This window comes from Shouchella miscanthi (assembly GCF_007725405.1).
GTDB classification, from domain to species: Bacteria; Bacillota; Bacilli; order Bacillales; family Bacillaceae_D; genus Shouchella; species Shouchella hunanensis.
This window is the reverse complement of the sequence record NZ_CP042163.1, coordinates 2,557,931-2,570,989: the sequence shown is the minus strand read 5'-3', so window position 1 is coordinate 2,570,989 and position 13,059 is coordinate 2,557,931. Positions and strand designations below refer to the sequence as shown.

Here is a 13,059-nt window from a genome sequence, read left to right as displayed (position 1 = left end):
TGATATGCCAAAGCGTACAGATTTAAAAAAGATTCTTGTGATTGGTTCAGGTCCGATTGTCATTGGTCAAGCGGCGGAATTTGATTATGCAGGCACTCAAGCGTGTCAAGCTTTAAAAGAAGAAGGATATGAAGTCATTCTAATCAATTCCAATCCAGCTACGATCATGACAGACACTACGATGGCAGATCAGGTTTACATTGAACCGTTAACGTTAGAATTTGTGACGAGAATTATCCGCAAAGAGCGTCCGGATGGTCTTCTACCAACGTTAGGAGGACAAACCGGCCTTAATATGGCATTAGAGCTAAAAAACGCAGGTGTACTGGAACAATACGACATTGAACTGCTTGGCACAAAGCTTAGTGCAATTGAACAAGCGGAAGATCGTGAACAATTCCGAGCACTAATGAATTTACTCGGTGAGCCTGTACCTGAAAGTGAAATCGTTCATACATTAGCGGAGGCGGAAAAATTTGTAGCGCACATTGGTTTCCCTGTGATTATTCGACCTGCCTACACCCTAGGGGGTACAGGTGGCGGAATTGCTTACAATGAAGAAGATTTACAAGAAATTGTTGCGAGTGGTTTAAAGTATAGTCCAGTAACTCAGTGTCTTGTAGAAAAAAGCATAGCTGGTTTTAAAGAAGTGGAATATGAGGTAATGCGTGACGCTCAAGACGAGGCAATCGTTGTTTGTAATATGGAAAACTTTGACCCAGTCGGCGTACACACAGGCGATTCAATCGTCTTTGCTCCAAGCCAAACACTATCAGACCGAGATTATCAAATGTTACGTAACTCTTCTCTCTCGATTATTCGAGCCCTTGGAATTGAAGGTGGATGTAATGTGCAATTTGCCCTCGATGCCCACAGTGACCAGTACTATATTATCGAAGTAAATCCACGGGTTAGTCGTTCTTCGGCTCTTGCTTCAAAAGCGACAGGCTATCCGATTGCTAAAATTGCCGCTAAAATCGCGGTTGGCTATCATCTTGATGAACTAAAAAATCCTGTTACAGAAACAACGTACGCCAGTTTTGAACCTGCCCTTGACTATGTTGTGTCAAAAATTCCGCGCTGGCCTTTTGACAAGTTCGAAAGTGCTAATCGAACGTTAGGGACGCAAATGAAGGCAACCGGTGAAGTGATGGCGATTGGACGATCTCTTGAAGAATCACTTTTAAAAGCGGTTCGCTCTTTGGAGGCAGGCTACGATCATTTAATCGATTCAACGTTAGAAGAACAAACAGCAGATGCATTACTTCAAAAAGTGTCAAAAGCCGACGACGAGCGCTTGTTTGCCATCGGAGCACTCCTTCGAAAAGGCATATCCATAGACGTCATTCATGAAACGACTAAAATTGATCGATTGTTCTTAAGAAAGCTAGCCCGAATTGTCGCCTTGGAAGAGCAATTAGAGGAAGCACGAACCAATGAGAATGTGTTAAGGAAAATAAAGCGAGCAGGATTCTCAGATTCGTTTATTGCTTCGGTTTGGAAAGCAGAAGAACAAGCTGTCTACGAGTTAAGGGAGGCAGCAGGGATTAAGCCTGTTTATAAAATGGTGGATACATGTGCGGCAGAATTTGCTTCGCCTACGCCATATTTTTACAGCACTTACGAACGTGAAAACGAGTCGATTGTGACGGAACAAGAAAGCATTTTGGTATTAGGTTCAGGGCCTATCCGTATCGGTCAAGGTATTGAATTTGATTACGCAACGGTGCATACAGTATGGGCCATAAAAGAAGCGGGCTATGAAGCAATCATTATGAACAACAACCCAGAAACGGTGTCAACTGACTTTTCAACTTCAGATAAGCTTTATTTTGAACCATTGACGATTGAAGATGTCATGAACGTCATTCAGTTAGAGCAGCCAAAAGGAGTTATTGTTCAATTCGGTGGTCAAACAGCGATTAATCTTGCTGCTGATTTGGCAGCAAGAGGGGTGACGATTATTGGCACTCAGCTAGACGATATGGATCGTGCCGAAAATCGAGATAAATTTGAACAAACGCTTATGCAGCTAGACATTCCTCAACCACTTGGTAAAACGGCAACATCGGTGGAAGGTGCAGTAACCATTGCAACCAATATAGGCTACCCTGTACTCGTTCGACCTTCTTATGTGCTCGGTGGTCGGGCAATGGAAATTGTTTACCATGAAGAGGAATTACTGCGCTACATGAAGTCAGCTGTTAAAGTGAATCCGAAACACCCGGTTTTAATTGATCGCTATTTAACAGGGAAAGAACTTGAAGTTGATGCCATATCGGATGGAGAAGATGTCTATATCCCAGGGATTATGGAGCACATTGAAAGAGCAGGCGTCCACTCAGGGGATTCAATCGCTGTATATCCTCCGCAAACTGTACCTGATCACTTAAAAGAACGACTCATTGAGCGGACAACAAAAATTGCTCGTGGGCTAAACATTATTGGTCTACTGAACATTCAGTTTGTATGGCATCAGGATGATGTGTATGTATTAGAGGTAAATCCACGTTCTAGCCGTACGGTTCCTTTTCTAAGTAAAATTACCGGCGTACCAATGGCAAATATTGCAACACGTGTCATGTTAGGAGAGACATTGGCTTCATTAGGATATGGTACAGGCTATCATCCTGAAGCAAAGGAAGTATCAGTGAAAGTACCAGTCTTCTCATTTGCGAAATTACGTCGTGTCGACATTACTCTTGGTCCAGAGATGAAGTCAACTGGAGAAGTGATGGGACGTGATCGTACACTCGAAAAGGCGCTTTATAAAGGTCTTGTTGCATCAGGAATGAATATTCCGACGCATGGTTCTGTGTTGTTCACTATTGCAGATAAAGATAAAGAAGAGTCCATTGAGATTGCTAGACGATTTCATGAAATCGGCTTTAGCATTATGGCAACTTCAGGAACTGCAGAAAAGCTTAATCAAGTAGGGATTCCTGCTCGAATTGTCAATAAGATTAATGAAGGAAAGCCACATTTGCTTGACCTTATTCGTCAAGGTGAGGCGCAGTTTGTTATTAATACGCTAACAAGAGGCAAGCAACCCGCAAGAGATGGCTTTAGAATTCGACGTGAATCAGTTGAAAATGGTGTTGTCTGTCTAACATCCATTGATACAGCAGCTGCGCTACTTAGCGTACTGGAGTCTATCACCTTTGCTGCAGAGAGTATGCCGCAACCTGTATAACACGAGTGAGTCACTGCCTAAGGCATGTGACTCTTTCCATGAATTCATGAAGGAGTGAACAAGATGAGAGATCGCTACGGCAAGCTAACGGTTGTTAGCCAAACACAGGTGGCAAAAGATAGTTATGAACTTGTACTTGAAGGGTCAACTGTTGGGCAGATGAAGGAGCCAGGTCAATTTCTTCATGTTCGAGTTGACGAAACAGAAGACTTGCTTTTACGGCGACCGATCAGTATTGCGAATGTCGATCTCGCCAAACAACAAGTGACCATGATCTATCGCGCTGGCGGCGCTGGAACGAAACGACTAGCAACCTATGAAACTGGCAAATCATTAAATGTTATGGGACCACTTGGACAAGGTTTTCCTGTGGACGAAGCGAATGCAGGAGATGTTGCGCTACTCGTTGGTGGAGGTATTGGTGTACCACCTTTGTATTATCTAGCTAAACAGCTTGTCGCAAAAGGTGTGACGGTTAAAAGCGTCCTCGGATTTGCCTCTAAACAAGACGTTTTTTATGAAGAGGCTTTTCGAGAACTCGGCGATGTTTACGTCACTACGGTAGACGGGTCTCATGGAATGAAGGGTTTTGTAACAAACGCCATTGACGACAAACAGTTAGTATCTGACGTGCTCTATTCATGTGGACCAACGCCAATGTTAAAAGTATTATCAGAGCGGTATCGAGGGAAACGAGCATTTATTTCACTAGAAGAACGAATGGGTTGTGGAATTGGGGCTTGTTTTGCTTGTGTGTGTGCTGTTGAAAAGGGTGAAGCATACGAATACAGAAAAATTTGTACGGATGGACCTGTTTTTCCAGTAGGGGAGGTAGTGCTGTAAAATGGATCGTTTACGAGTAGATTTACCAGGGCTAAAAATGAAAAATCCGGTTATGCCTGCGTCTGGTTGCTTCGGGTTTGGTAAGGAATATGCGCAATTTTTCAATTTAAATGAGCTAGGAGCCATTGCCATTAAAGCCACAACACCAGAGCCACGGTTTGGGAACCCCACTCCTCGAGTGGCAGAAACAAAAGCAGGGATGCTAAATGCCATTGGCTTACAAAACCCGGGTTTAGCTGGCGTGATTGAAAAAGAATTACCACGCTTTAACGACTATGATGTGCCGATACTTGCAAATATAGCCGGTTCTACAATGACCGATTATATTGAAGTAGCAGCACGGCTTTCTACAGAAAAAAATGTTCATGCCCTTGAGCTGAATATTTCGTGTCCGAATGTGAAGCAAGGGGGGATCGCATTTGGTACTGTGCCTGAAACGGCTGCTGAATTAACGAGAGAAGTAAAAGCTGTCTCTCAAGTGCCTGTCTATGTAAAATTGTCTCCGAACGTGAGCGATATTGTCGCCATGGCAAAAGCGGTTGAACACGCAGGTGCAGATGGTCTGTCCATGATTAACACCCTTTTAGGTATGCGAATAGATGTTAAGACTCGACAGCCGATTTTAGCCAATACGTATGGTGGTTTGTCAGGACCAGCCATTAAACCAGTAGCTCTCCGTATGATTCATCAAGTAAGTCAGCAAGTAGACATTCCAATTATTGGTATGGGGGGCATTCAATCGGCCCAAGATGTGATTGAGTTTTTACTAGCCGGGGCAAGCTGTGTGGCGGTAGGAACAGCGAATTTCGTCGATCCATACACATGTCCAACGATCATTGACGAACTGCCACAATGGTTAGATGAACTGGAAATGAATACAGTGACAGAGATTATAGGAGGGAGCTGGAAACGATGCAAAACCCACTCTTTATCGCACTAGACTTTAATCATAGAGGGAAACGACGCCAATTCTTAGATCATTTTCAAGGTGAGCGAATCGACGTAAAAGTTGGGATGGAACTGTTTTATCGAGAAGGGCTAAAAGTGATTGAGGAATTAAAAGACGCTGGTCACGAAATCTTTCTTGATTTAAAACTTCATGACATTCCAAATACCGTAGAGCGAACGATGCGTGTGTTAGCCGAAATGGAAATTTCAATGGTGAACGTGCATGCTGCTGGAGGTCAAGTGATGATGGAAGCGGCCATTGAAGGTTTAGAGGCGGGTACTAGACCAGGAAAAGAACGACCGAAACTGATTGCAGTGACACAGCTAACAAGCACGAATGAAGAAATGCTTAAGCAGCAGTTGCATATTGAAGGTTCCCTTGAAAGCGTTGTGTGTTCATACGCAAAGCTTGCCAAAGAGGCTGGTTTAGATGGAGTCGTTTGTTCTGCAAAAGAAGTTCCTTTGATCCAAAAAGGCTGTGGGACTGATTTTCTAACTGTCACACCAGGTATTCGTCGAGAAACTGATCATCATGGTGATCAAATTCGAGTTGTCACACCGGCAGAAGCAAGAGCCCTTGGAAGTTGGGGGATTGTTGTCGGGAGAAGTTTAACAACAGCGGATGATCCGCTACATGTATACAAAGAAATGAATGCAGACTGGAAGGGAGTGGCTCTACGATGAGTCAAAAAATTGCCAATCACTTATTAGATATCAAAGCGGTAACACTATCGCCAAATGAACCATTTACATGGAGCTCAGGGATGAAATCGCCCATTTATTGCGACAATCGTTTGACACTTTCCTATCCTAATGTGCGTAAAGACATTGCTAGAGGGTTAGCACAATTAATAATGAAATATGCTCCAGATGCTGAAGTCATTGCAGGAACCGCTACAGCGGGCATTCCACACGCTGCTTGGGTGGCTGACGAACTCAACTTACCAATGATCTACGTAAGAGGAAGTGCAAAAGGGCATGGAAAGAAAAATAAAATTGAAGGACATTTAGCTGCCGCTAGCAAAGTAGTTATGATTGAAGACTTAATTTCTACAGGTGGAAGCTCAATTGCCGCTGCTGAAGCAGTGCGAGAAAGTGGAGGGGACGTTTGCTTTGTTGCAGCAATCTTTTCGTACCAATTGCAAGCAGCAGAAGTACAGTTTCAAGAAGCGAACCTTCCTTACCATGTGTTAAGTGAATACGAAACGCTGATTGAACAGGCAAAACAAAGAGGGCTTATTTCGGAACAAGAGCAACGCAAGCTCGAGGTATGGCGTGAGAATCCTCAAAACGAAGAGTGGCTTGTGGTGCAATGATAAAGTAAAGGCGGTGTAGCTCTGTGCGGAAAATGGAAGGAAGCGAATTTGATCCATTGGTTCAGTTTTTTGATGACATGGTTTCTACAAGATGGCTTTCAACAATTCACGAACAGCTAAAAGCGTTCTCAGGTACGTGGCAAGACAAAGCGGTTTTAGATGTAGGGTGCGGAACGGGTCGTCTTCTTCTTAGAGGCGCTCATGAAGCGAAGTCGTTAACTGGCATAGATATTTCCAGGGAAATGGTTAGGAAAGCAAATGAATTGTTTAAAGAGGCTCATATGGAGGATAAAGCGAAAGCAATTGTAGGCGATGCTATGAATTTACCTTTAAGTGGCACTACTTATGATCTTGTATTTTCAACGTGTGCGCTATTTTTACTACCTTCTATCGAGACAGGGCTTCATGAGCTAAGAAAAGCAACGACTCCTGGTGGCAATCTTTTTTTATTAAATCCTGCTCCTCATATGTCAGTCGCAGCGGCAAGCACATATGCGAGCACTCATCAATTTTCGGAAAAGGAAACCGCCTTTCTTATAAAATGGGCAACGGTATCGGAGCGGCGCCATCGCAAAAGTGAACACCAGTTAACACAATTGTTAAAAGGAGCTGGTTATTTCACCATCGAGCATGAACCGGTGCTTGACGGGCTTGGCCTGTTGACAAAAGCTTGTTAAAGGCTAGCCAAATGAATAAAAAAGAGCGCAAACGACAAATAGGTAGCAGTCGTTTGCGCTTTTATGATTTTTATTGTGCATGCCTTAGATGAGCTAGTATTACAGCTTCAATTGTTTCACGATGTCTTCATCTGGTGTGACGAAAAGGGTTGTTTGGTTATCGTATGTGACGTAACCTGGCTTAGCACCACTTGGTTTTTTTACGTGCCGAACTTTCGTGTAGTCAACTGGTACCGAGCTTGAATCTCGAGCTTTAGAGAAAAAAGCAGCGATAAGGGCAGCTTCTTTTAGCGTCGTCTCATCAGGGTCCATGTCCCGAACGACAACATGTGAACCTGGAATCTCTTTTGTATGCAGCCAAATCTCGTTTTGACGAGCCAGTCGATTCGTAAGATAGTCATTCTGACGGTTATTTTTGCCGACGAGAAGCTCAATTCCAGTTGATGACTGATAACGTTCAAGGGTTGGGTTAGTTGCTTGCTTCTTTTTCTTTTTCCCTTGTTGCTGACGCTTTTTAATATACCCTTCTTGCATTAATTCTTCACGAATTTCCTCAACATCTCGTGGAGAAGCAGAGTCCATTTGTTGAATAAGGGATTCTAAATACGCTAATTCTTGTTCTGTTTTTACTAGCTGATCAACAACTTCTAATCGAGCGGTTTTGGCTTTCTGGTATTTTTTAAAATACCATTGGGCATTTTCAGATGGTGTTTTCTGTAGATCAAGCTCAATAGTGATTGTTCCGCCAGCTTCATCGTAATAATCAACCACGTCAATTTCAGTCATTCCACGCTTAATAGCATGAATATTCGCTGTGAGCAGTTCACCTATTTTTTGAAACTGAGTCGCTTCTTCCGCTTGGGTTAATGTTTGCTCAAGCTTCTTCAGTTTACGAATATTTTTTTGGTATTCGTTTTTCAACAGTCGCTCTAAATCGTGAGCTTGTTGTTTAACCCGATCTCGCTCTGCTTTTCCGTAGTAATACGCATCAAGTAGCTCGCTTGCGGTTGGAAACACTCGCTCTTCTCCTTCTATATGGTGAAGGGAAAGATACGAAAACGTTTCTTTTGGTCCTTTTCGCAAGGTGAATGTGTACTGATGATTTTGGATTTGTTCCATAAGCGCAACAAATGAATTCGGTACCGTTTGTTGGTTTGCAAATCCCGCCCGATGAACGATTTCTTTAGCGAGTAATGGTGATACGCCTGCAAATGCAGAGACAAGCTGCTTGTCCATTTTCCCCGCATTGAAATCAAGTTGTTTTATAACATCGGTTGCCTTCGCTTGAAACGGATTTTCTTTTTCTTGAGCAGGAGGTGCTTTGTACACTTGACCTGGTCCAACTGTTCGATAGCTGCTTTGGTCAAAGCGAACGTGCTTTATACTATCTAAAATGGTTTCTGTGTGAGGATTAACAAGAATAATATTGCTATGTCGTCCCATGATTTCAAAGAGTAGTATGCGTTCTGTTTGATCGCCAAGTTCATCTTTATTTGCAACAGACATTCGGATCACTCGGTCAAAGCCGTCCTGAGTAATCGAGCGAATAAATCCGCCTTCAAGATGCTTACGTAGCAGCATGCAAAACATTGGTGGTTCACTTGGGTTATCATATTTTTCAGTTGTTACATGAAGCCGTGCGAATTGAGCATTGGCTGAAGCGAGCAACGAATGATTTTTTCCTTGTGCTCGAATTGTCATTATTAATTCCGTTTTAAATGGTTGGTGAATTTTTGATATTCGCCCACCTATTAAGTGTTGAAGCTCATACGTGATAGCTCTTGTCATCATGCCATCATAAGACATGTGATCACCTCTTTACTTTCTACAACTCGTTTCCTTGATAAAGTATAGCATGTTTTTCGAACTTGCTGAATAAGATGGCTTGTAAGTATAGCATGTACAGTTTATGAGGACAAAGGGTGGATGTAGATGTGTGAGGTGTATTCATGAAATGGTATAACATGAAGCCTGAAGAAGTGGAACATAAAACCAATGCAAGCTTGTCAGACGGGTTGACGGATAAGAATGTGAAAAAGCGAATTGGTACGTTTGGTTTGAACAAGCTTAAAGAGGCAGAGAAGGCGTCTGCTTTAGCAACTTTTTTAGCGCAGTTTAAAGACTTTATGGTTCTCGTATTACTCGCCGCTACACTAATATCTGGATTAATAGGCGAAATGCTGGACGCTGTGACGATTATGGGTATCGTCTTCCTTAATGCAATTCTAGGTTTTGTGCAAGAGCGAAAAGCAGAAAAGTCATTAGATGCCTTGAAAGAACTGTCGGCACCACAAATGAATGTTTTGCGAAATCGTGAATGGGTCAAAGTACTTTCCAGTGACATTGTACCTGGAGACTATGTGAAAATTAGTGCTGGAGATCGCGTTGGAGCTGACCTTCGATTGATGTCTGTGTCCGGTTTACGGATTGATGAAGCCTCTCTAACAGGTGAATCGGTTCCAACACATAAACATGAGCATGCCATTGAGCATAAAGACGTTTCACTAGGTGATCAAGAGAATATGGCTTTCATGGGCACCATGGTCACCCAAGGTAGTGGGACAGGAATTGTGGTTGCTACGGGAATGAAAACGGAGATGGGTAAAATTGCCCACCTTCTTCAAGGAACAACCAATGTTGTTACGCCATTGCAACGACGTCTTGAGCAACTTGGGAAGACGTTAATCGCTGTTGCATTGCTATTGACAGCTCTTGTTGTGGGCATTGGTGTAATTCAAGGACACGATGTACAGACGATGTTTATTTCAGGGGTGTCGTTGGCTGTCGCCGCTATTCCGGAAGGGTTACCTGCTATTGTAACGGTTGCATTAGCCCTTGGGGTACAGCGAATGATCAAGCGTCGAGGCATCGTTCGAAAGCTTCCAGCTGTTGAGACATTAGGATGTGCCTCTGTCATTTGTTCAGACAAAACTGGTACACTTACGCAAAATAAAATGACGGTTAAAGAGCTATGGACAGCTAGTGAGTACGTCACTGTTACCGGAAATGGCTTTGAAACAGAAGGCCAGTTTAAAGAACAAGAATCGATTGTTGTACCGAATAAAAAACCAAATTTAAGTCGTCTATTAACCTATGGCGTACTTTGCAATAACGCTGCTCTTGTAGAGAAGGAAGTGCGTGAAAAACGCAAAAAAAAGACAACACTTGTATTGGACGGGGATCCGACAGAGGGAGCACTCCTTATATCTGCTTTAAAAGCAGGTTATTCTCAAGCTGGTTTGGAAGAGCAATTTAAGCGAATTCAAGAGTTTCCGTTTGATTCGGGGAGAAAGATGATGACGGTTATTGTAAAGGATAAACAAGGGCAATCTTTTGTTATTACAAAAGGTGCACCAGACGTGGTCCTAGCTCACTGCGAGCGCATTCGCAAAGGAACGTTAGATGAATTGTTAACAGGGGCAACGCGACAGCAAGTGAATGACGTTGTTGAGGGTATGGCAAGTAAGGCGTTACGAACCATTGCTATTGCGTACCGTCCCCTAAAGGTAGGTGAAACGTGCCGAACGACGACAGAAGCAGAGTCGAATTTAACGCTTATTGGTATTCAAGGTATGATGGATCCTCCGCGAGAAGAAGCAAAGCAAGCGATTCAAGAGTGTCGTGAAGCGGGTATTAAAACGATTATGATTACAGGAGATCATAAAATTACAGCAGCAGCGATCGCAAAGGAATTAACCATTTTACCAGAAGGTGGTCTCGTTATAGATGGGAAGACGCTTGATACCCTCTCTGTTGAAGATCTTGAAGATAGGGTAGATGATATTTACGTTTATGCCAGAGTGTCACCAGAGCATAAATTAAAGATCGTTCAAGCTCTTCAAAAGCGTGACCATATCGTAGCGATGACAGGCGATGGCGTAAACGATGCGCCAGCTATAAAAGCGGCGAATATTGGAATTGCGATGGGGATTACAGGTACAGATGTTGCAAAAGAGGCGTCTGAATTAGTATTAGCCGATGATAATTTCTTAACGATTAAAGAAGCGATTAAGGAAGGGCGCAATATTTACGAAAATATTCGCAAATTTATTCGCTACATGCTAGCTTCCAATGTCGGCGAAATTTTAGTGATGTTATTTGCTATGATATTGGGAATGCCACTCCCACTAGTAGCGATACAAATACTATGGATTAATCTCGTAACAGATGGACTGCCAGCGATTGCATTAGGGATGGATCAGGCTGAAGGTGATGTTATGAAACGGAAGCCGAGAAAACAAAATGAAAGTGTCTTTGCGCGTGGTCTCGGTTGGAAAATTATTAGTCGGGGCATTATGATCGGTGTTGTGACAATCGTTGCTTTTGCACTTACGTACAACAATAACCCTGAACAACTCATTTTAGCGCAAACTGTTGCCTTTTTAACACTCGTTATGGCACAGTTAATTCATGTGTTTGATTGTCGCAGTGAATATTCCATTTACCACAGAAATTTATTTGAAAACAAATACTTAGTAGGAGCTGTATTCATCTCAGTTTTGCTTATGATTGCCGTCATCTATGTACCTCAGCTTCAACCCATTTTCCATACTGTTCCTCTTGGTTTACAAGAGTGGCTACTCGTTATGGGGATGGCTGCCATTCCAACTGTTGTTCTTGGTGGTTTTCAATTGTTTAAAAAGCAAGACGTTCGTACAGCTCAATAAATAAGTTGAAGAGGTTGCCCCAAAAGGTTTTCATGTAACTCTTTTGGTAGGCAGCCTTCTTCGTGATCTTTACGGCACTTGCGAAATAAGGTAAAATTAGTTCTTACATGAATCTTGTACGAGTTTCTCGGATATTTACCCGTATAACAATAGAGAGATTTGGTATAATGAGTGATAGAATAGCAGCTCGTTTACTTTTATGGAGGATTGAAGAATGACCATTAAATTAATCAACATTGGCTTCGGCAATATTGTCTCCGCAAATCGAATTATTTCGATTGTCAGTCCAGAATCGGCACCAATTAAGCGCATTATGCAGGAAGCTCGAGAACGGAATATGTTAATTGACGCGACATACGGAAGAAGAACTCGGGCTGTCATTGTGACAGATTCTGACCATGTAATCTTAAGTGCGGTTCAACCGGAGACTGTTGCCCAACGATTACATACGAAAGACGAAGAAGCTGACGAGGCTTAAAAGCGGGAGGTAAACCATTTTGATGAAGCGAGAAAAGGGGCTATTAATCGTTCTATCAGGTCCAGCTGGTGTTGGAAAAGGGACGGTTTGTGGTGCTCTTCGGAAACAAGATACAGCGATTGAATACTCTGTTTCTGCGACAACGAGAAAGCCAAGAGCTGGGGAAGAACATGGAGTCAACTATTTCTTCAAATCGAGAGAAGAATTTAAAGAAATGATTCAAAATGACGCGTTACTCGAATGGGCGGAATATGTAGGGAATTTTTATGGAACGCCTATTGATTATGTTAGAGAAACAATTAATGCAGGTAGAGACATTATTTTAGAAATTGAAGTTCAAGGAGCACAAAAAGTTCGTAAAGCATTCCCAGAGGGTGTTTTTATTTTCTTAGCTCCACCAAGTTTAAAAGAACTACGCGATCGTATCGTTGGTCGAGGTACAGAAACAGAAGATATTATTAATGAACGGATGCATGTTGCTAAAGAAGAAATTGATTTAATGCGCATGTATGACTATGTTGTAGAAAATGATGAAGTGGAGCTTGCTGTCGAGCGCATTAAAGCGATTGTGACAGCTGAACACTGTCGCCGTGAACGATTAAAATACCAAGAATTAGTTGAGGTGAAGAAATAATGCTTTATCCATCCATTGATAGCCTATTAGAAAAACTTGATTCAAAATATTCGCTTGTGACCGTATCTTCAAGACGTGCACGAGAAATGAAAGAAGTAGCTAGTCGAGTCCCCCTTGCAACCCAACCGAAATCGTATAAATTTGTTGGATTAGCGTTAGAAGAAATTGTGCAAGATCGTTTAACCCATCGCGTTCCGTCACAAGACGAAACGGACAATAAAGAGTAAATAGTAAGCTGTCTTCGTAGACTAAAAAGCACTTCTTTTGTAAAGTAAGTGATTAGTAGAGGAGACAGCTTTTTTT

At 42.5% G+C, this 13,059-nt stretch carries 11 protein-coding genes; 10 read left to right on the top strand and 1 reads right to left on the bottom strand.

Annotated elements, in window-relative coordinates; genetic code table 11:
* Positions 1-4: 4 nt before the first annotated feature.
* The 6 genes from carB (at position 5) to FPV17_RS12885 (ending at position 6,977) form a co-directional block, all read left to right on the top strand.
* A complete protein-coding gene (carB, locus tag FPV17_RS12910) occupies positions 5-3,193 on the top strand; it encodes a carbamoyl-phosphate synthase large subunit (protein ID WP_144559199.1) in 3,189 nt (1,062 codons plus the stop codon).
* A gap of 63 nt (positions 3,194-3,256) precedes the next feature.
* The gene (locus FPV17_RS12905; RefSeq protein ID WP_060703971.1) at positions 3,257-4,036 is read left to right on the top strand and encodes a dihydroorotate dehydrogenase electron transfer subunit; all 780 of its coding nucleotides are present in this window, start codon (positions 3,257-3,259) and stop codon (positions 4,034-4,036) included.
* A 1-nt stretch (position 4,037) separates the two neighbouring features.
* The gene (locus FPV17_RS12900; RefSeq protein ID WP_144559198.1) at positions 4,038-4,976 is read left to right on the top strand and encodes a dihydroorotate dehydrogenase; all 939 of its coding nucleotides are present in this window, start codon (positions 4,038-4,040) and stop codon (positions 4,974-4,976) included.
* Positions 4,949-5,668 carry an orotidine-5'-phosphate decarboxylase gene (gene pyrF / locus FPV17_RS12895; protein ID WP_144559197.1) on the top strand — a complete coding sequence of 240 codons (720 nt, stop codon included), beginning with the start codon at positions 4,949-4,951 and terminating at the stop codon, positions 5,666-5,668. Before FPV17_RS12900 ends, pyrF begins: the two co-directional genes overlap by 28 nt.
* Positions 5,665-6,300 (top strand): orotate phosphoribosyltransferase, encoded by a 636-nt coding sequence (gene pyrE / locus FPV17_RS12890; RefSeq protein WP_144559196.1) that lies wholly within the window; start codon positions 5,665-5,667, stop codon positions 6,298-6,300. The genes pyrF and pyrE overlap by 4 nt, the downstream gene beginning before the upstream one ends.
* 32 nt (positions 6,301-6,332) lie before the next feature.
* A complete protein-coding gene (locus FPV17_RS12885; RefSeq protein WP_246117209.1) occupies positions 6,333-6,977 on the top strand; it encodes a class I SAM-dependent methyltransferase in 645 nt (214 codons plus the stop codon).
* Positions 6,978-7,076: 99 nt separating this feature from the next.
* Here FPV17_RS12885 and FPV17_RS12880 read toward each other — a convergent pair whose 3' ends face one another.
* Positions 7,077-8,783 (bottom strand): Rqc2 family fibronectin-binding protein, encoded by a 1,707-nt coding sequence (locus FPV17_RS12880; RefSeq protein ID WP_144559195.1) that lies wholly within the window; start codon positions 8,781-8,783, stop codon positions 7,077-7,079.
* 143 nt (positions 8,784-8,926) lie between these two features.
* On the opposite strand from FPV17_RS12880, the gene FPV17_RS12875 reads away from it, so the two are divergent.
* The 4 genes from FPV17_RS12875 (at position 8,927) to rpoZ (ending at position 12,983) form a co-directional block, all read left to right on the top strand.
* Positions 8,927-11,644 carry a cation-translocating P-type ATPase gene (locus FPV17_RS12875; protein ID WP_144559194.1) on the top strand — a complete coding sequence of 906 codons (2,718 nt, stop codon included), beginning with the start codon at positions 8,927-8,929 and terminating at the stop codon, positions 11,642-11,644.
* Between the two features lie 214 nt (positions 11,645-11,858).
* On the top strand, positions 11,859-12,122 hold the full coding sequence (gene remA / locus FPV17_RS12870) for an extracellular matrix/biofilm regulator RemA (protein WP_035395155.1): 264 nt from the start codon (positions 11,859-11,861) through the stop codon (positions 12,120-12,122).
* Positions 12,123-12,144: 22 nt separating this feature from the next.
* Positions 12,145-12,756 carry a guanylate kinase gene (gene gmk, locus FPV17_RS12865; RefSeq protein WP_035395200.1) on the top strand — a complete coding sequence of 204 codons (612 nt, stop codon included), beginning with the start codon at positions 12,145-12,147 and terminating at the stop codon, positions 12,754-12,756.
* Positions 12,756-12,983: a DNA-directed RNA polymerase subunit omega gene (gene rpoZ, locus FPV17_RS12860; protein WP_035395154.1), complete on the top strand. Its 228-nt coding sequence runs from the start codon at positions 12,756-12,758 to the stop codon at positions 12,981-12,983. Before gmk ends, rpoZ begins: the two co-directional genes overlap by 1 nt.
* Positions 12,984-13,059: the final 76 nt, after the last annotated feature.

Bases quoted from the DNA above. Each gene is read 5' to 3' on its own strand.
- carB (WP_144559199.1), top strand. From the start codon at position 5: ATGCCAAAGCGTACAGATTTAAAAAAGATTCTTGTGATTGGTTCAGGT.
- FPV17_RS12905 (WP_060703971.1), top strand. From the start codon at position 3,257: ATGAGAGATCGCTACGGCAAGCTAACGGTTGTTAGCCAAACACAGGTG.
- FPV17_RS12900 (WP_144559198.1), top strand. From the start codon at position 4,038: ATGGATCGTTTACGAGTAGATTTACCAGGGCTAAAAATGAAAAATCCG.
- pyrF (WP_144559197.1), top strand. From the start codon at position 4,949: ATGCAAAACCCACTCTTTATCGCACTAGACTTTAATCATAGAGGGAAA.
- pyrE (WP_144559196.1), top strand. From the start codon at position 5,665: ATGAGTCAAAAAATTGCCAATCACTTATTAGATATCAAAGCGGTAACA.
- FPV17_RS12885 (WP_246117209.1), top strand. From the start codon at position 6,333: ATGGAAGGAAGCGAATTTGATCCATTGGTTCAGTTTTTTGATGACATG.
- FPV17_RS12880 (WP_144559195.1), bottom strand. From the start codon at position 8,783: ATGTCTTATGATGGCATGATGACAAGAGCTATCACGTATGAGCTTCAA.
- FPV17_RS12875 (WP_144559194.1), top strand. From the start codon at position 8,927: ATGAAATGGTATAACATGAAGCCTGAAGAAGTGGAACATAAAACCAAT.
- remA (WP_035395155.1), top strand. From the start codon at position 11,859: ATGACCATTAAATTAATCAACATTGGCTTCGGCAATATTGTCTCCGCA.
- gmk (WP_035395200.1), top strand. From the start codon at position 12,145: ATGAAGCGAGAAAAGGGGCTATTAATCGTTCTATCAGGTCCAGCTGGT.
- rpoZ (WP_035395154.1), top strand. From the start codon at position 12,756: ATGCTTTATCCATCCATTGATAGCCTATTAGAAAAACTTGATTCAAAA.